Source organism: Pseudoalteromonas sp. PPB1 (genome assembly GCF_015356275.1).
Classification (GTDB): Bacteria; Pseudomonadota; Gammaproteobacteria; order Enterobacterales; family Alteromonadaceae; genus Pseudoalteromonas; species Pseudoalteromonas rubra_D.
In genome coordinates this window covers 81507-101270 of sequence record NZ_JACEQV010000011.1, presented here as the reverse complement: position 1 = coordinate 101270, position 19764 = coordinate 81507, and the positions used below count along the sequence as shown (strand labels likewise).

General features: G+C 48.1%; 16 protein-coding genes. 11 read left to right on the top strand and 5 right to left on the bottom strand.

The genetic code is table 11. From position 1 onward, the window contains the following. The first annotated feature begins 140 nt into the window (after positions 1-140). The 5 genes from betI (at position 141) to IY568_RS12850 (ending at position 5957) form a co-directional block, all read left to right on the top strand. Positions 141-731 carry a transcriptional regulator BetI gene (gene betI, locus IY568_RS12870; RefSeq protein ID WP_125560437.1) on the top strand — a complete coding sequence of 197 codons (591 nt, stop codon included), beginning with the start codon at positions 141-143 and terminating at the stop codon, positions 729-731. 1 nt (position 732) lies between these two features. Beyond that, entirely contained in the window at positions 733-2196 is a 1464-nt protein-coding gene (gene betB / locus IY568_RS12865) for a betaine-aldehyde dehydrogenase (RefSeq protein ID WP_194867764.1), read from the top strand. A 16-nt stretch (positions 2197-2212) separates the two neighbouring features. Beyond that, positions 2213-3880, top strand: coding sequence for a choline dehydrogenase (gene betA, locus IY568_RS12860; RefSeq protein ID WP_194867763.1), 1668 nt, complete (start codon positions 2213-2215; stop codon positions 3878-3880). Between the two features lie 136 nt (positions 3881-4016). Further along, positions 4017-5234 carry a BCCT family transporter gene (locus tag IY568_RS12855; RefSeq protein WP_138537056.1) on the top strand — a complete coding sequence of 406 codons (1218 nt, stop codon included), beginning with the start codon at positions 4017-4019 and terminating at the stop codon, positions 5232-5234. Positions 5235-5246: 12 nt separating this feature from the next. Beyond that, positions 5247-5957, top strand: coding sequence for a TorF family putative porin (locus IY568_RS12850; protein WP_125560429.1), 711 nt, complete (start codon positions 5247-5249; stop codon positions 5955-5957). 74 nt (positions 5958-6031) lie between these two features. Here IY568_RS12850 and IY568_RS12845 read toward each other — a convergent pair whose 3' ends face one another. Continuing rightward, positions 6032-7045: an AraC family transcriptional regulator gene (locus tag IY568_RS12845; protein ID WP_125560427.1), complete on the bottom strand. Its 1014-nt coding sequence runs from the start codon at positions 7043-7045 to the stop codon at positions 6032-6034. Further along, a complete protein-coding gene (locus tag IY568_RS12840; protein WP_194867762.1) occupies positions 7045-7938 on the bottom strand; it encodes a GGDEF domain-containing protein in 894 nt (297 codons plus the stop codon). Before IY568_RS12840 ends, IY568_RS12845 begins: the two co-directional genes overlap by 1 nt. A gap of 413 nt (positions 7939-8351) precedes the next feature. Between IY568_RS12840 and IY568_RS12835 the strand changes: the two genes are divergently transcribed. Then, the gene (locus tag IY568_RS12835; RefSeq protein WP_194867761.1) at positions 8352-10283 is read left to right on the top strand and encodes a phytase; all 1932 of its coding nucleotides are present in this window, start codon (positions 8352-8354) and stop codon (positions 10281-10283) included. A 408-nt stretch (positions 10284-10691) separates the two neighbouring features. After that, positions 10692-13052 (top strand): zinc dependent phospholipase C family protein, encoded by a 2361-nt coding sequence (locus IY568_RS12830; protein ID WP_194867760.1) that lies wholly within the window; start codon positions 10692-10694, stop codon positions 13050-13052. 143 nt (positions 13053-13195) lie between these two features. On the opposite strand, the gene IY568_RS12825 is transcribed toward IY568_RS12830, so the two are convergent. Both IY568_RS12825 and IY568_RS12820 read right to left on the bottom strand, forming a co-directional pair. Next, positions 13196-13921: a YebC/PmpR family DNA-binding transcriptional regulator gene (locus IY568_RS12825; RefSeq protein ID WP_010384392.1), complete on the bottom strand. Its 726-nt coding sequence runs from the start codon at positions 13919-13921 to the stop codon at positions 13196-13198. A 110-nt stretch (positions 13922-14031) separates the two neighbouring features. Next, complete coding sequence (locus tag IY568_RS12820) at positions 14032-14649, bottom strand: HAD family hydrolase (protein ID WP_125560419.1); 618 nt, start codon at positions 14647-14649, stop codon at positions 14032-14034. Positions 14650-14868: 219 nt separating this feature from the next. Here IY568_RS12820 and IY568_RS12815 point away from each other — a divergent pair, with 219 nt between their 5' ends. The 4 genes from IY568_RS12815 to IY568_RS12800 all read left to right on the top strand — a co-directional run bounded on the left by IY568_RS12815 (position 14869) and on the right by IY568_RS12800 (position 18817). Further along, positions 14869-15447, top strand: a complete 579-nt coding sequence (locus tag IY568_RS12815) for a pyridoxine/pyridoxamine 5'-phosphate oxidase (protein WP_194867759.1) — start codon at positions 14869-14871, stop codon at positions 15445-15447. 186 nt (positions 15448-15633) lie between these two features. Beyond that, positions 15634-16059: a DUF2141 domain-containing protein gene (locus IY568_RS12810; RefSeq protein ID WP_194867758.1), complete on the top strand. Its 426-nt coding sequence runs from the start codon at positions 15634-15636 to the stop codon at positions 16057-16059. 265 nt (positions 16060-16324) lie between these two features. Then, positions 16325-18316, top strand: a complete 1992-nt coding sequence (locus tag IY568_RS12805) for a methyl-accepting chemotaxis protein (RefSeq protein WP_194867757.1) — start codon at positions 16325-16327, stop codon at positions 18314-18316. After that, a complete protein-coding gene (locus IY568_RS12800) occupies positions 18317-18817 on the top strand; it encodes a tyrosine-protein phosphatase (RefSeq protein WP_194867756.1) in 501 nt (166 codons plus the stop codon). 45 nt (positions 18818-18862) lie between these two features. Here the strand turns inward: IY568_RS12800 and IY568_RS12795 are convergent, their stop codons facing one another. Next, complete coding sequence (locus IY568_RS12795; RefSeq protein WP_194867755.1) at positions 18863-19675, bottom strand: SDR family NAD(P)-dependent oxidoreductase; 813 nt, start codon at positions 19673-19675, stop codon at positions 18863-18865. Positions 19676-19764: the final 89 nt, after the last annotated feature.

Here is a 19764-nt window from a genome sequence, read left to right as displayed (position 1 = left end):
GAAATCAATATTCCAATAAATTTCATAGACATAAAACCGATTCAATGACAAAACCAATACCATTTACAAAATGTCAACCTTGATATTAATCTTTGTTCACCTTAAAATTTATTTTTATTGAACGATCAATTAATAAAAATATGCCCAAAGTCGGAATGGAACCTGTGCGTCGCCAGCAGCTGATTGAGGCGACTTTGCAGTCAGTAGCAGAGCTTGGATTACAGGCCACCACAATCAACAGTATCAGTAAGAAGGCAGGCATGTCTTCGGGGATCATTAGCCACTATTTTGGTGGTAAACAAGGTCTCATAGAAGCCACAGTGCGCTATCTGCTGAGCAGTCTGCAACGCAGCTTATTGCAACGCACAGCTCAGGGATGCAAGCCTGAGCAACGCCTGATGTTTATTGTCGAAGCCAACTTTGCCGTGGTGCAACAACAGCGAGACACCACCCGCACCTGGTTGAGCTTTTGGGCGCATTCCATGCACGATGCTGAATTACATCGCTTACAACGCGTCAATGCTCGCCGACTTTACAGCAATTTGTTGTACTCGTTTAAACAGTTAATGGCCCCAGCCAAAGCGCGCGAAGCCGCAGAGCTGAGTGCCGCCATGATCGACGGCCTGTGGCTCAGAGCCGTTCTCAATAAAGCCGATGATGCGCAGTTTGATAGCGCGCAGGATCTGGCCAAGCGTTATATCCAATCCCTCATCCAACAATTTGGAGTCTAATATGTCCACACCTGTCTACCAGAACTTTATTCACGGCCGCTATCTTGCCAACCAGACCGGCGAGCGGTTTGCGGTAAAAAACCCCGCGACCAACGAAGTCATTTATCACGTTGAAGTGGCCGATGCGCACATTCAAAAAGCGGCCATCGACAGTGCCAAAGCCGGGTTTGCGCAGTGGTCTGCCATGGCACCCATTGAGCGCAGCAGAATTCTGAATAAAGCAGTGGCACTATTACGTGAACGTAATGATGAACTGGCTAAAATTGAGGTGCTGGATACAGGTAAACCCTGGCAAGAAGCCGAGTGCGTTGACATTCAAACCGGTGCTGACGTAATCGAGTATTTTGCTGGGCTGGCGCCTGCGCAGGTTGGCCAGCAACAGATGGTCGGCAATGATTTTTACTACACCCGCAAAGAGCCGTTAGGAATTTGCGCGGGTATCGGTGCCTGGAACTACCCACTGCAAATTGCTTGCTGGAAATCCGGCCCAGCACTGGCGGCAGGTAATGCCTTGATCTTTAAACCGTCTGAAGAAACCCCGCTGGGTGCACTGAAGCTGGCCGAGATTTTTATCGAGGCCGGTATGCCAGCAGGTGTCTTTAACGTTGTACAAGGCGCTGCTGAAGTTGGGCAATGGCTCACGCTGCATCCGGAAATTGAAAAAGTGTCATTCACCGGTGAAGTGGGCACAGGTAAAAAAGTCATGCAAAGTGCGGCTTCTAACCTTAAAAACGTGACTATGGAACTGGGCGGTAAGTCGCCGTTACTGGTGTTTGATGATGCCGATATCGAGCAGGCAGTCAGTGCCGCTATGCTAGGCAACTTCTACACTCAGGGCGAGATCTGCACCAACTGCACCCGTGTTTATGTACAGCGCGGGGTGTATGCGCAGTTCCTTGAGCAACTAAAAACCCGTACAGAGCAAAATATCATCGCCGGCGATCCACTTAATCCCGAAGTAAACCTGGGCGCTTTGATCTCGAAAAAACATCAGCAGCTGGTGCTGGATTACATTGAGCAGGGCAAACAGGAAGGCGCAACTGTGCTGACCGGTGGCCATGCTCTGAGCCCGGCTTCGGCGCCTAACGGCTACTTTGTTGCTCCCACTATATTCATCGACTGTCACGAAGACATGACCATAGTCCGTGAAGAAATATTTGGTCCGGTCATGTGCGTCATGGTGTTCGATGACGAACAAGAAGCGATTGAACGCGCTAACAACACCCATTTAGGCCTCGCTGCTGGCGTGTTTAGCCGTGATATTCAACGTGCACACCGGGTTATCCACCAACTGCAAGCCGGTATTACCTGGATCAATGCCTATGGTAATTCTCCTGCCGAAATGCCAGTTGGGGGATATAAACAATCCGGTATTGGCCGCGAAAATGGTATCGAAACACTGGATCACTACACCCAGACCAAGTCTGTTTACGTCGGTATGAGCCAAATCGAAAGCCCATTTTAAGCAAAGGAGCCAGACTATGAAAAAAGTATTCGACTACATCATTGTCGGAGCTGGCTCAGCAGGCTGTGTACTGGCAAATAGACTGTCTGCCAATCCACAACACCGGGTTTTACTACTAGAAACCGGTGGCAGTGACAAAAGCATCTTTATTCAGATGCCCACGGCATTGTCAATTCCGATGAACACCGACAAATACGCCTGGCAGTTTCATACTGAGCCCGAGCCTTATCTGGACAACCGGGTAATGCATTGCCCACGCGGCAAGGTACTGGGCGGCTCATCATCAATTAACGGCATGGTGTATGTGCGTGGCCACGCCAAAGATTTTGATGAATGGCAGCAACATGGTGCGCAGGGGTGGGATTATCAGGCCTGCCTGCCATACTTTAAGCGTGCCGAAAGCTGGTATCTGGGCGACGACCCGTACCGGGGCAGTGAGGGTCCGCTTGGCACCAACAATGGTAATGAGATGGCCAACCCGCTGTACCGCGCGTTTATTGAAGCCGGTGCACAAGCTGGATATGCCACCACACAAGATTACAATGGCGAGCAGCAAGAAGGCTTTGGCCCGATGCACATGACAGTGAAAGATGGCCGCCGATGCTCCGCCAGCCGTGCCTACCTTGACCCTGTAAAGGGGCGTGACAATCTGACAATCGTAACTGGCGCTCTGGTACATAAAGTACTGCTGGCAGGTAAACGCGCAGTCGGTGTTGAGTACCAATGTAAAGGTAAAATCCACAGCGCCAGCGCCGAGCGTCGCGTCATCTTAAGTGCCGGCCCAATTGGCTCGCCTCACTTGCTGCAGTTGTCGGGCATCGGCGATCAGGCAACTTTGCAGGCAGCCGGTGTTGAAGTTCAGCACCACCTGCCAGGTGTCGGTAAGAACTTGCAGGATCATCTGGAGTTTTATTTCCAGTATAAATGTAAGCAGCCGATCACACTGAATGGCAAACTGGACTGGTTTTCCAAAGGCTTAATCGGCGCTCGCTGGCTCCTTAATAAATCAGGTCTTGGCGCCACCAATCATTTTGAGTCCTGTGCTTTTATCCGCTCTAAAGCAGGCGTAGAGTGGCCGGATATGCAGTATCACTTTTTACCCGCTGCCATTCGTTATGACGGCAAAAGTGCATTTGACGGACACGGTTTTCAGGTGCATATCGGCCATAACAAACCAAAAAGCCGCGGTGAAGTCACCCTTAAATCAGCCGACCCCACACAGGCGCCTAAGATCCAATTTAACTACCTGGCCCATCAGGATGATATTGAAGGCTTCCGGGCGTGTGTCCGACTCACTCGTGAGATCATTGAACAACCTGCGTTTGATGCTTATCGCGATGGTGAAATTCAGCCAGGAAAAGGCGTGCAGAGCGACGCAGAAATCGATGCCTTTGTACGCCAGGCAGTCGAAAGCGCCTATCACCCGTCCTGCTCATGCAAAATGGGTGAAGATGACATGGCCGTGGTGGATTCAAACACCCAGGTACATGGTATTGATGGCCTGAATGTGGTGGATTCATCTATCTTCCCGACAATCCCGAACGGCAACCTCAACGCGCCAACCATTATGGTCGCAGAGAAAGCCGCAGACATTATTCTGGGCCAGCCAGCCCTTAAAGCAAACAACGCTCAGGTTGCCATTGCGAGACAATGGCAGACAGTACAACGCAGCACGGAGATTTAACAAAGCCACCTGTGGCCCAACCGGGCCGCGGGATCTGCAGTGGTGCGCGATACAAATTGGTTGTATCGGGTTAATGCGGAAACATAAAAAAACGGAGAGACAATGAGTTATTTTTACTTATTTTGGGAGGGTGACAATGACAGTATGGCTTAGTGCAGGCATTGTGTTTACCCTGGTTGCTATCGCTTTTATTCTATTAAAATGGGGGAACCTACGCTGTGTCGGTGTGACACCGGTTAAAACCTTTACCTTTATTGCTATTTTATTTACGTCCGGCCTGGATGTTGGACTTATCATGTTTCCGCTGACGGAGTTTGCGGGTTACGCAGACATAAAAGCAAGCCCAGAATATGCGTTTGCCAATCCACTCGCCATTGAATTTGGCTTTTGGGGCTTCCTGATCTGGGGATTTTATTTTCTGACGTGTTTTTATTTCTGCGTAATAGAACCTAAGGTGAAGTTCTTCGAAATTCCCTGGGTTAAATTTATCAATAATGTTGTTATTATTGGTACTTGCGCCTTTACGGCCTATCTGTTGCTGACTAACCTTCCTTGGTATATGCCAAGTGTGGGCGATGGCGAGTCCATTATTCCAACCTTTTATCTCATCGTGTTCGCCGCCATTTGTTTTGCGGTGTATTCAAGCACCAGCCTGAAGTATGTACGCATTCTGAGTATCTCTACGACCTGGATGTTTATCGCCCTGATCGCCTTTATGTGGGCCTCTGCGTTCGTATTTGGTGACAGTGAAATGAGCACCTTTACGAATAACATTGCACTACTGGGTGACTACTTTAGCAATATCAACGAGTTTGTGTTGCCGCTCAATGATTACCACGAATTTTATCTGTTCTGGTGGTTTGCGTGGAGCATCATGATAGGTCAGTTTACTTCACGTTTTGTCGGTGGTCTGAAAACCTATCAGGTGCTAGCTGCGATGCTGGTGTTCCCGTCTATTCCCATCGCTGTCTGGTTTAGTGTCTTGTATCACTATCATGAAGCGGGGATCGACACTGCGGGTATCAAGAACCTTGCCATGGTGGTTGTTGGCGTGATCTTTGTGATCAACTCTCTGGACTCATTAGTTCGACTGTATACCGACAACCTGGGGTTGACGGTTAAAAAACTCGGGAAACGCAACTATATTTTGTTTAATATTGCCGCCCTGTCATTGCTGACGCTGCTATTTAAACTAAACTTTTTGCAGATACAATGGGTTGGTGCACTGGTTATTGCGCTCTTTTTTGGCTGTTTTGGCTATATTTGCTACAGCAAATTCAAAACAGTCGCCAACATTACCCGTTCACCGAAAGAGAATACCATCGACTTCAGCCGTATCGAGACCGTAAACTAAGGTTCAAAAGAAATGAAAATAAATTTAAAAACAACACTCTGCGCACTCCCTTTGGCTATGCTATCTAATCTCGCTGTGGCAGGTTTGTCGACCACCATTACTGCTACGTCTGATTATACCTTTAATGGTGTTTCACAAACGCAAGGCGATGCGACTATCCAGGGCAGCCTGGACTATGCCGATGATGCAGGTTGGTATGTGGGTACTTGGGGATCAGGGGTAGATTTTGGTGACGACACCAGCCATGAGCTCGACTTTTACATTGGTAACACCACTGACCTTTCAAGTGCCTGGTCACTGGACTATGGTATAGCTTATTACAGCTACCATGGCTTCACCGACGCCAGTAGCTTTAACTACCCTGAAATCTATTCCAAGTTTGCCTATGCCAGCAGCCTCGGGACAACGGATATTAACCTATGGTACAGCTGGGATTACGCCGGTAAAGATGTAGGCCATACCATTGTGATGCTGTCGCATACCTTTGATATTGCTGACAACCACTCTATTACCCTGAGCGGTGATGTATCTAACTCATTCGATGCTGATAAACATGCCTGGGATGAACTCGGACTCGACAGCTCCTATACGCACTATTATATCTCTTATTCCACTACCCAGTTTGATTTCGACCTTACCTTTACACTGGAAGACACCACGATTGATGGCGAACATTCCGACGACCGGTTTGTATTCGCGATTTCAAGAACATTTGACTTGTAATCTCTCAAACAACCAGGCACTTAGCACATAAGTGCCTGGTGTCATGTTTTATCACCAGTGACGACCCTAACACCTCAAGAGCCACAGCGAAAGGCACTTGGTACAGCCCCTGTCCAACGTTTAAATGCGCGGCGAAAGCTATGCACATCGGCAAACGCCATGGTGCTGGCAAGCTGACTGTTATTCCATTGATTGAGATCCATCAGGTGCAACGCTTCCTGTCCCCTCACTTCGTCAACCAACAATTTGAAATTGGTGCCGTCCTGTTTGAGACGACGCTTGAGTGTGGCCGGGCTCATGCCCAGATAATTAGCGGTATATTCCAGCGACCAGGCCTGTCCAAGGTTCTTTCGAAACAAGCGACGTAAATGTGCCTGAAGTAATTGCGGTGGGTGCGATACCTGACTAGCACTGCGTTTTGCCTGAGCAAAGCGCAGTGCACTGGCCTCTTTGAAAGGCTGATACATCACCTCGTCAGACAGCACAATCGCGCAACGCGGTGCATTAAACCGCACATGCTCACCCAGATAGACCGGATAATGAAAATCCTGCCCGGGTTGCGACCAGGGCAGCTCTATCTGTATCCAGGTCTGTGCACCTAGCTGCTCTTTCAGCAACAAGCGACAAGCCGACAGGACAATCTCAAACACCATTCGCTGTTGAGTGCTCAACGACGCTGATTCAGTCAGCCTGATATACAGCTTGCCCTGATGTCGCTCAACATTAAACTGGATCAACGTCTCAAACCCTTTTTGTACTCTTGCCCAGGCCGTCAGTGCGCTGTGCAGGTCAGGGGCATACCGCCACAAGTCAAACAAAACATGACCATGTCCGGTCGCGATTCTTTGTCCCAGCTCCATCGCCAATTGCGGCTGCTCAGCAAGCTCTCGTTTGAGCTTTTTCAGAATAATAAGTACGTTGATTGGGGCAACCTGAGCCCCCGGATAGGCCAAATCTTCAAGAAACAACTGAGACCCACGGATCAGGTGCTGTGGTTTTATCTGATAGTGTTCAGCCAGCTCTAATATGGTAATCAGGAAGTGTGCCGGCATGCGCTTATCATGCAAATAGGCAAATTTCAAAGACATCACACATCCTCCCCGTCCATGGCCACGGAGCTCGTGCGTTTCGCTCCCGCCAGCTGCTGATTCAGTCGTTCGAACAGCGCCTGCTCTGATTCCCCGGCAATTCGGGTGGCCTGTACTGTGGTCACCGTCAACGTCCCCTTTAGCGCTGAGTTACAACACGCCTGGATCAACTGAGAGAATACTCTGGCCTCATCCGGTGGTGTTTCGGGCAGTAAAATCGCAAACCGATCACTGGTATAACGGCACGCCAGATCCGTTTCTCGCAGCGCAATTTCCAGCGCAGAGGCTACCTCATTGAGAGACTCGTCGCCTTTTTGCACACCATGTACCCGGTTGTATTGAGCAAAACCCTTTATATCAACCATCACCAACGAAAGTGGCTGGTTGCGTTTATCGTGCAATACCGCTTCACGGTTAAGCTGGATCAACAAATAGCGCAGGCTGTAAAGCTGAGTCACAGGGTCGATCAGGCTATGTTCACGATGAAAATGCTCTCTTTGTTTCAGCTGACGATTGACCGCTTGCTGTTCGCGATACCAGGTGACTAGCCCCCAGGTTAGCAAGGTCATACTGACTGGGGCAGGCAGCGACTCAAGCCAGGTAAACAGGTGGCTCTGTAGCGGGTAAGCAATGAACTCATCCAATAGATCCAGCCAGGTTGTGAGCCAGTAAGTTGCGGAACCTAGCAGCAATACCGTGGTAACCCGGCCTCTTGGACGACACAACATCAGGAGAATAAACCAAATAGCTGCCATCATCGACGTAGTGGCCTCGCCCGCGGCGTCAACCCAATCGATGTCATTCACTGATTTCAGGTCACCGATGAAAAGCGCCAACACTGTCAGCAAGATACTGACACAGAGAGTTAAACATAAGCTACTGACATTATTCATCTTTTTAGCCAATTACGCATTCATCCGGGTATCCTAGCTCGGATATATGACACTTTTAAGGCAAGCTCAATAATGGTCTGAGCTAATTGGACCCGGCCAGAATAGCTCACTTAACTTGTCCCGGTTTATACAGCCCACTGAATCAAACCGAATATCACCATGATTTTATTGCGTTTTATATCAAATAAAGACGATACGATTAAGACAAAGCAGCTCACCATGACAACTATATTGTTCTATCTGCATCGTTTTAGGTCCATCGACTGCTAAGCCCAGCTCAGGGTGAAACAGAACTGTCACATTACCTGCTTAAGGTAGCGCTCACTTTACACCCGTTGATGGTTTGGCGGCCTGAACACAACACCGGTTATAGGCTCGCTTCTGTCAGTTCTCTGTGATGTCGGAGCAAAAATATGAACATACAAACCTTATCTAAAACCATGCTTACCTTAGGTCTACTGGGCGCATTAAGCGCCTGCCAAAGCCAGCAGCCACAACAAGTAGTTACGCAAACACTACCAACCAAAATACAAGGCTCTGTCGAGGCGATTGTTGACAGCTGGCACTTACCCGGAACAGATCAGGTATTAACGGCATCAGAACACCATGGACTCAGTCTACTTCAGGGGAATGTACACAAAGCGCAACTCCCGGGCACATTCAAACAACTCCGCCTCAGTGCGATAAGCGACAACCAGTGGCTATATGCCGCGCTTGAAGGCAGCAAAGACAGTGTATTTGTGGGCACGCTGGATGCTACTGATGCACAACTGCAACCACGCTTTGAACTCACGCAAACCGGACTCCTGGTTGACAACTTCTGCTTATTTGCAGATCCGGCAGATCAGACTCTGTCTATCTTTGTTTCCGATGGTCGTGGCAGGGCGGAACAATGGCTGCTTCGCCAGCAACAACGTTGGCTGCAGGCCCCTTTGCTACTGCGTTCATTATCTTTGCCCTACGATGCCGATTCCTGTGCCGTGGACCCTGGCAATGGCTACCTCTACATCAGTGAACCACTGGGGATCTGGCGCTATTCAGCACGCATTGAAGACAATCCACAGTATTATCCGGTCTCTCTGGTTACCCCTTACGGCGAGCAACAAGCACCCGCAATAAGCCTGGCAACCAGTCACTCTGGCGAACTCTTTGCGTTACTGGAAAATGGCCAGGAGATCCTGTACTGGGATACACCAGACGCCGCAGACAGCTGGATACCCGCTGACACGTTAGTGCTCAAAAATTACGAAGCCACAATGATGAACCTCAGCCAGTCATCGGGGCAACAAACTGCCGAGCTGAGCTTTGCCAATGAACAACAAGGCAGTTACGCCAGTGTGAATATTGCACTTAAACCAGCCCCAACGGCGAAGACGCTGCCAATAGTTCGGCCTAAGTCACAGAGCCAACCTGCTGAGCAGTTTGGCGATGCGATGGATGACCCGGCCATCTGGGTGCACCCGAGTAATCCCGCAGCTTCTCTGGTACTGGGTACACACAAAAAGCAAGGTCTGGAAGTCTATGACCTCAAGGGTAACCTGTTACAACAGTTCAAAGATGGTCGACTCAATAATGTCGACCTGCGCGATGGTTTCAGCTGGCAGGGTCGCACCATCAGTATTGTAGCAGCAAGTAAACGCAATGATGATAGCCTGGCATTTTATGGTATTGAAGCTGACGGCACAGTGTTTAGGCTGGGAACAGTACCTGCCGGGCTCAATGAAATTTATGGTCTCTGTATGGCCGCTTTTGAGGGCAACCATTATGTATTTGCCAATAACAAAGCTGGTCTGACAATTCAGTACACACTGGAGGCTGACAAAGGCAAAATTGCCGCCTTGAAGGCGCGCGAAATAGCATTGCGCTCGCAACCGGAAGGCTGTGTGGCAGATGATGAGCGCGGCCGCTTGTTTATTGGCGAAGAAGATGTTGGGATCTGGGCCACTAGCCTGAACCCAACGGATAACAGCCAGCCTGTGTCAGTGGCAAAAGTGGGTGAGCACCTGGTTGATGACGTCGAAGGCCTTGCCTTATCGTTTGGCAAGTCACCTGTTCTGGTCGTTTCCAGCCAGGGCAACAACAGCTATCAACTATATGAAGCAACGCCCCCATACCGACACCTGGCAGGGTTCCGCGTTGGAGTGGATGGCTTTAGAGGCATCGATGGTACATCAGAAACAGATGGCCTTGCCCTGTCGACTCGCCTGCGCACTCCAGACTACCCAGAAGGCTTACTGGTGATTCAGGACGGTCGTAACCGCTTCCCCGATCAACCTCAGAACTTTAAATATGTAAGTTGGCAGGATGTATTAACAGCTACAGGGCTGAACAAACTTTCTCACTAATCTGCGAAAATTTATACTGAGGCCTTATAGGCCTCCTACAATGGGTTAATAAAATTGCTTTTCCACAATACAAACATATAACGGCATGACTCATATTCAATAAAAATCGTATTTATTTGCAAATACGGTCTCCACACATCAAGTTAACATTAAAAAAACAACCTTACCCAACCAGTTAATTTAACTTAATAAAAACCGATATTGATATATTATAACATATTAAAAATATGATTTTATATCTGGATTTAAAATCACAAACAAAATGATTAAATAACACACACAATCAAATAAAAGACCAACAATCAAATGAAAATCCACCACAACATTTAACATTATTTGACATAAAACCTTTGTACCCGAAAAGATATAGTATAGAATCCGCCCCTTTTATAATATGGATATACTAGGATGAAAAAATCCCTTATCTTGGCACTGTTATTCAGTGCCAATGCTGCCGCATTTAAAATAGATACCCATGTCTGGGTTGGCCAACAAGTAATAGAAGATTTACAAGATGGTAAACTCGACTTTAAGGTCGACGGTAAAACTATTTCGGTACCAGTCAATAACAACACCAAAGACCTGATACTGAATAACCAAAGCTATTATCGTTCGGGTAATATAGGTCCTGATATGTCACCTGACGTGATTGTTGGGCAATCTCAGATCCATACCGAAGATCAATTCGACAGCTCAATGTGGAATACCAATCAGTGGTTGAACTTTCTGGACTCGGTTGCAGAGCGAGATTCGGAGCGAGCCTTTGTACTCGGCTTCAAAGCGCATGCTGCGGCTGATATTTTCGCCCATACGTATGTCAACCGCTATGCGGGCGGTGCGTTTGACCTGGCAGACGGAGAGATAGATGTTGAACTGCGCCATATTCTGATCGAATCCCTGATTTCAAAACACACACCTAAAGGCGCCTACAGCAGTCAACTTAGTGTGCCCGTTGGATTTATTCGCGATAAAATCGTCTACAACCCAGACACCCAGTCGCAATGGAACTCCCCTTCTGGTAGCCATCTCTACGCCATCAACACACTCAGAAAAAACGTTGAAGACCTTGCCCACTCAAATATTTTTAAAGAATTAAAGGTTGCAGCGGTCAAGGCAGTAGCCAAAGCACAAGCAGGCATCCAGCTCAACGATCAAACAGCCGAAAAAATCGTTGAGCTTGGAGAGGACATAAACAAAGTCAGTAACTGGAACATAGACAAAGCACAACAAATTCGCGATGCCACGGCTCGTTTCAAAAAAGACCTGACCAATGGTCATCAAAAGCTCATCAGTGCACAACTTGATACGATTAACAATGCTGCAAATGCTGTGGTTAAAGCACACGGCGAGCTATCGAATGCCCGGCTCAAATTGGCAAAGCTCGCCAATGAGTTGAACTCAATCCCGATGAACCTCACCAAGAAAGTGACGGAAAAAGTATGTAAAAACGTCAAGTATGGTGGCATATTTGGCGGTTGGGCAACCAAAAAGGTCTGTGAATCCAAAATTGTTGATAAAATAATTGGCCTGAACCCGGCGTACAAACTGCAACAAGAGCTAATCGAGGCAGAAAAGCGCCTGGTTGAAAAACTGGGCTCATCTATCAATAAGGAAGTGAGTAAGTTAAAGAAAGCGTCTAAAGAGGCGCATGAGATCCTAAAATCAACCATTGATCTGGAAAACCAGCTGGCACAAAACCTGATTGACACACTGCAACAGTTCAACTCAGCCTCAATCAGTCCGGTTGAAGCATTCCTGAAGGCTTGGCTACAAAACATTGACCTTGCAACCACTCAGTACATTCACAATATCAACCATGCGGTGATTTACTCGGTAACCGATAAAGATCGCTCACAAAAAATGATTAATGACTGGGTAACCTGCTATTCATCTGGATTAATGGGTATGCCTGTCACCCTGACTTCATCAAGATGTACTGTCGAGGATTATTTACAGGAAACCCTGGATAAACTCTCAGAAATTATGCACGTTGTCAGCCCTGCTTATAAAGTCTATGAAGAGATCCAGAGAATTAAATCCAAGGTTGCAAATAAAGCAGTCGAAAAACTGATTAAAGAACTTACCAGTGATGAACTTTATCAGTTATTAAAACACCTCAGATCTGACATGAGTGAAGTGGCTTTGCAGCGCCAGTTTAGCAAAGATAACTCAGGTAAAGGGCTACTTGTCACCAATGACATCGTTACCCGTATCAAAGCGGATATGCATGTCACCGGCAATAGTCAATTTAATCCAAGTAAGTTTGCAGCCGCCCACAATGCCGTTGTTCTGGCAAAGCTGAGCATTCTAAACTACCGTGAGCTTAACCATCTGATTGCACAGTTCGGACTATCCAGTAGCCAGCATTATGGCAGTAGCTTTTACTATGCTGGTGAGAACATTCTATCTTCTGCAGTTCGATCATTGGATGGTAATCACCAATGGCAGGAAGTGGCTCCGCAGTATGTCAGACGCACAGGATTCAGTGGTGTGAGCACGCAACAGCGTAAATTTGGCTATGCACATAATAACGGCACACAGGGATTCAAGCTATGGCAAGATCCTAATGCACAAAGTAGAATCTTCAAGCAGTTGTTCATAGGCCCACTGGTACCTGGTATCGATGCTCCATCGGAAGTAGGTTTATCCCCACTTTCGGGTATTCAGTACACTCTGGACAGTTGTAGCTTTGCGCCATTCCCTCAGGATGAGCAAGACCGCACCTGTACCGTGATTAAAATGCTCCCTGCACTAACCATGTTAAATTAATACCAATTTGCTTAATATTTGCTCCTTCAGATTGAACAGATATTAAGTGAAATTGGTATGAGACATAAAAAAGCCGAGCTCACTAGCTCGGCTTTCTTCATCCTGCGCCCGATAAAGGCGCATTAAATCATCTACTCAGACAATTAGTTTTTCACAATGGCGTTGTGATACACGTTTTGTACGTCGTCACAGTCTTCCAGCATATTGATAAACTTCTCAAAGTTTGCCAGATCGTCTTCACCTGTGATCTCAACGTGTGTTTGTGGTACCCAGGTAATTTCATCTACTTCGAAAGTGATGCCATCAAATGCTTCAATCAGCGCTGTTTTCGCTTTGAAGTACTCAGTGTGTGGTGCAAACACAGAAACCTGACCGTCTTCGACCTCAACGTCAGTCACGTCTACATCCGCCATCATCAGCGCTTCCAGTACGGCTTCATCATCATCACCGGCGAAGCCAAGGATTGCAAAGTGATCAAACATGTGTGCAACACAGCCCGGACTACCAATTTTTGAGTCTGTCTTAGTGAACGGCAGACGTACATCCTTGATAGTACGGTTTGGGTTGTCTGTCAGACAGTCCACAATCACCATACAGTTACCAGGGCCGTAACCTTCATAACGTGCTGGTGAGTAATCTTCACCTGCACCACCGGCTGCTTTTTCAATCGCTTTTTCAATAACGTGCGCCGGAACCTGGTCTTTCTTAGCTTTATCGATCAAACGACGAAGGGAGAGGTTGGTGTCGGGATCAGCGCCACCATTCTTTGCGACTACATAGATCTCTTTACCATATTTTGAGTTTACTTTGGTCTTTGCCGCTGCCGTTTTTGCCATGGCGTTTTTGCGGACTTCAAATGCTCTACCCATCTTAATTCTCGTTTGTGCAAATTAAATTGGACAAGATTCTAACAAGACATTGCATTTTGGGCTATACCCAGACGAGAATTGCCCGGTATTGCGGCATTTCCTCCGGTTTTTTAAGCAAACTGATCGGTTCGAGCCCGGTGATGCAGGCCAAGTGCCGCAGGTAGGTCAATAAACCGCTCTATGATAATATCAGCTTGCGGAGCGTATTCTGGCAGACCAACGGGCGCAAACAAACAGGCATGCATACTGGCACGCTGTGCCGCCTCAATATCGTATTTGTAATCTCCCACATAGACACAGTGTTGATAAGGTAAAGACCAGCTATCAGCGACCATATGCAGTGCCTGAGGATCGGGTTTAGGTAACGCATCTTCACGTGTCAGCATATAGTCCAGGCCCAGACGGCACCGCTCAAGTTTTAGCTGCGCAGCCTTAGAGTAGTTACGTGTGACGATGGCCATAGGTATACCGATGGATTTTAAAAACGACACAGTGTCTAACACTCCGGGGATCGGCTCCGCATGCTGTGCATCCTGCATCTCATGTTGATGGATGAGCGACATGGCTTCTTCACGCATGTAAGGAGAAGGCAAAGACTCTACAAAATCAAGCAAGTCTGCATCACGATCACAGCCTATCTGTGCTTTGATTAACGCAAAATCGAGTGAGGAGGTTACCAGGGTACCATCCAGATCAAAAATCACACCTTTTACCATTAATTCAGCCATTCATATTTCCTTATCACCAAGGCTTCAACCAAACTAAACATAGGGTAAGCCGAAACACCTTGCAAAGATATTAAAAATAAAATTATCGAGGCCCTACCTGCTGGTCACATCGCAGCAATGGGACCTGTAAAGCATACGCACATAACCATTGTACGGATCATTTGAAACCGAAGTAGGAACATGCCAAGGTAAAGATAAACAACTCAACAAGGAGTCGTGATGGATAACCCTATCGAACAGTTCTTATCCTGGTGGCAACAAGCCAAAGCTCAGCCTAATCTCAAGCAATGCAGCGCCGTCTGCATTTCTACCATAGATGAACAGGGCTTCCCGAGTGGTCGTTTTGTCGATCTTAAAGCGGTGAGTGATGCCGGCTTTACTTTTTGCACTCACCTGGGTTCGCAAAAAGGACAGGACCTGCGACGTGACCCCAAAGTGGCTATGACAGCCTGGTGGGACGCCCTGGGCTATCAGGTTCGTGTTAAAGGACTGGCAACCGAGATCAGCCGTGCCGATGCACTGCGTTACTGGCAAAGCCGCAGCCACGACGCTCAGCTCACCACCTTAGCCTGTCAACAGAGCCAACCTATGTCGTCCTTGAGCGATGTTACTAACGAACTCTGTACGCTAAGCGCAGAGTATCAGTCGAAAGCTGTGCCACTCCCCGACGATTGGGGAGGCTTTGTTGTACACCCGCTCAGTATCGAGTTTCTCACCTTCAAAGAGAGCAGGCTCCATATGCGCGAACTCTACCAGCATGAAAATAATGCCTGGTCCAAAACCTTGTTGCAGCCTTAACGCATGTAAAGGCCCTTGCCAAATACCTCAACTTGCCCAATTCAGTTGTGCAGCCAAAATGAGTCTGTTAATGGAGCACGAATGACATCTGTCATGCCAATGTCATGACAGATCACACACGCCATCACACCCGCCATTTCGTAAAGTTATCCCAACAACAAAATAACTCATCAAAGGATAACTCACATGACTAAACATCTGACTCGCACCACCGCCCTTGCTTGCATGCTTGCCGCACTTTCAACCAGCGCAATGGCACAAGATCTGACGATCACATTCAGTGGTTTGGCATACCAATCTGGAACACTCAAGCTCGTCGCCTATGATTCCCCGGCCGCATTTACACAACAACAAGCATGGCGGGTTGCACAACAACACGTATCAGGCACCCAGCCTGAGCTCATATTACGCGACGTAGAACCCGGACAATACAGCTTTATGGTTTATCAGGACCTCAACAACGACGGCAGGCTGAATCGCAATCGCTTTGGTATGCCAACTGAACCTTATGGTTTTAGCAATAATGCAATGCTCACTGGCGCACCCCAGTTTCCGCAACTGGCGGTACAAATTACGCAACAAAGTCAAAATTTAAAAATACGACTTCGTTGACTAAAAAAGTGTCACAGCAAGCCTTTTGTCTGTGGCACTTATCCCTCAAACCATCCATAAAACCCACTTCATTAACATACCTGTAAGAGAAACAGCGTGTACCCACAACAGAATCATAGTATTTTTTTCTTATTAAATGTTATGAAGTTACTGGATCAATAACGAAACTTTATGCAATAGTGTGTTCGCAAAGTGATCCAAAATTGTCACTTCGCACTATATTTAAACAGCTATTTACGCTTAAAACCCAAGAAGTGAGTCGTGCATGCTCAAAACAATAGCTAAAACCATATCCAGCCATCTTACCCTTGTTGTTTTGCTTCCGTGTTTATTGTTGGGCGGCGTCATTTTTTATGATGTGTCGGTTTCAGCAAAACGCATGAATGACGCCTATGACGCCGAATATAACGCCTTTTTGAGCCATGCAGTGCTCGCTCTGGTACACGAAACGCAAAAAGAGCGGGGGGCTTCTGCAGGTTTCATCGGTTCACAAGGCCAAAAATTTCAAAGCAACCTGACACAGCAACGTCGTCTTACCGAAAGCCAGCTCGCTAAGCTTAAAAGTGAAGTGATACACTGGGATTTGTCGGAAGAGATGACGCGCGAGCTCAACATATTGCTGCAAAAGTTCGACCAGCTCGACAGTGTAAGGCGCAAAGTCAGCTCGCTCTCTATGAGCCTGCCTGAAGCATTAAAATACTACACCGACATTAACAACCAGGGCCTGCATATTGTTATCACAGCAGCGCGCCTGAGCCGGGATTACATCGTTGCCACTGAGTTGATGGCGATATACAACTTCTCCAGCGCCAAGGAGTCTGCAGGCATAGAGCGTGCGGTGCTGAGCAATGTGTTTGCACAAGATAAATTTACCCCGGCACTTCGCACCCGCTATACCCAGCTTCACACCAAACAACAAGTCTATCTGGCTGAAGCACTCGAAGCATCTCCCCCAGAGATGAAAGCCATGTTTACTGAGGCATTAAATAGCAGAGCCATGAAAAACGTTGACGCCTTCAGAGCCACCGTCGCAGATCGGGATTCGGGGTTTGGACAAGATCCCGAAGCCTGGTTCTCAGCGGCCACTCAACGGATTAATGCGCTCAAAGAGGCTGAAGAAAAAGCGCTGGCACTGGTCGACAAAACGGCCATCAAAATTCAGGAATCAGCGGTTACGGTTCTGGTCGTTGAATTGATTATTCTGGTAATAGGCTTATTGATAACAGCAGCGCTGTTTATCTCAATCCGCCTTCGTCATCAGCAGTCTGCCAAGATTGCAGAAGGCATCATCATCGCGATGAATCAACGCAACCTGGCGCATGAAATCGGCATTCTTAGCTCTGATGAGCTTGGTAAATCGGCAACCGACATTAACAGCCTGACTCGACAATTCGCTGAAGATCTGATCGAGTTTGGTCGAGCGTCGCAAAAGATCACCACATCGACTCACGAAACCGCCTGTGCCATCAGCCAGAGCCAGACTAATTTGGTTGAGCAGCAATCCGGTGTGCAAACCATTGCCTCCGCAGCTGAGCAAATGAGTGCCAATATTCAGGTCATCGCCAACTCTATGATAGAAAACGCGGCTGCAGCAAAGTCCGTGTCGCAGGAATCAGTCAATGGTCAAAAGGTAGTGACAGACGCAGTGCAAGTGATCCAGCAGGCCTCCTTTGATATGGAAAAGTCTGCTACTTCTGTCGATGCGCTGAACGAGCGCGTGGGCAGCATTTCGGGCATGGTTGATATGATCCAGAGCATTGCCGAGCAAACCAACCTGCTGGCACTGAACGCAGCAATTGAGGCCGCCCGGGCTGGCGAGCAGGGCCGAGGCTTTGCCGTGGTTGCCGACGAAGTCCGCAGTCTGGCCAGTCGCACTCAGCAGTCTACAGAAGAAATTTCTGCACTGGTGAACGAACTACAAACCAGCGCAAAATCTGCCTCGGACGTTATCACCCAGGGCAAAGAAAATGCCATGCAGGCCGCCGAGCGTGCCGAGCTCATTAAAGAAGCGCTGGGCAAAATAGTCGAACAGGCGAAGCAGGTGGAATCTGTGACAGATTCGGTGTCAGTGAATACCCAGCAGCAAAGCAATGCCATTGACGAAGTCAGCCGGCATATAGTAGAAATATTTGCTAAAGCCACCGAAACAGTAACCGGGGCCGAGCAAATTGCCGTGGCGGCCTCTAATATCGCAGAGGCCGCAATGGATATGGATGAATTAATTGACCGGTATAAAGTACAGGAACAGACAGACTAAATGACCTCACACCCTTTCGATACGCTGCGCCTTGGTAATGGCGCAGCTTTGTTATTTACCCCTTGCCCGGGCACTAAAGGCACCACATTGGATGACTCAGTACGACAATTGCGTGACGCCGGAGCACAGGCGATTGTAACACTCATGTACCCTTCGGAGTTAGAAAGTAATGAGGCAACCGCATTACCTCAGGTGTGCGAAGACCTTGGCATGTCTTGGTTTCAGTTACCCATTGCAGATGATGCCCCGCCCAATGAAGACTTTGCGCAGGCATTTGTGAAGAGCTGGCCGCAGCTCAAGGCCATCCTGTCTGAACAGGGGACCGTTGCAGTGCACTGTAAAGGCGGCTCTGGACGCACAGGGCTGGCCATTGGTTTGATCATGCATCAATTAGGGCTGGATAAAGCGGACATCATCCCTCAGGTGCAGGCACTGCGTCCAAAAGCGTTAAACCACCCGGCTCAGCTTGGGTTTTTCAATCAATTTTCCCGCTTCGAGTAATCATATGCGATTAATTGCCACTGTCATCGCACAGTGGCAATTGTATTACGCAAACCCGTATTGCTGACGAAAATGCTCTAAGACTTTGAGTAGCTCTGTTACTTTTTGCTCATCATATGCGTCATCATGTGCCCGCGCAAAGCGGCCATGGTCGTTATCAAAATATTGGCCAGACGCCCCGGTGAATTCCTCGGACAACGCCGCCCGCACCAATATATCCGCGCCTTCCTGAACGCTGCCCCCGGCGACCCCATAGGCCTGCTCAACCATTTTTGAACCCAGAAAAGACTTCGGATTCACCGCGACAATCGTCGAGTGTGAATCATCAGAAGCGGCACCCAATTGCATCGACCACATGGTCAGGGCCAGTTTGCTTTTGGCATATGCCGCATTATCCGACAAATTGCTGGATGCAATTATCTCTTGTGGCATCAGGGATGCTTGCGCAGCCGATGATAAGTTGATCACTCTGGCACCTTGCCTCATATCAGGCAGCAAAGCTCTCGTCAGCAGATAAGGGGCAATAGTATTCACCATAAAGCGTACATCAATGCCCTCTGGCGTGGTTCGCTCTGGTATTACAAACACGCCAGCATTGTTGATCAGCACATCCAGCTCAGTGCCTGCTCGTTTTAGCTCATTGATCAGCCGTTTAATATCACTGATCACACTCAGATCTGCGGTGTAAGTCGCAACACGCTCCGGCTCGATATGCGCCGAAAGTTCAGCTTTGAGCGTCGATAGCTTTTCTGCATTTCTGCCGTGTAAGATCACGCGGTGGCCCAGTGCAAGGAGTGTTCTCGCCGTAGCCAGACCGATCCCATCGGTCGCACCGGTAATTAATATGGTTTTTGTCATTACTGTATCGCTCACTGAAGTTAATTGGGTCGAGTGAAAAGAACCGGAGCACACTCACGGTACAGATACAGCTTAGATTATTTAATAAA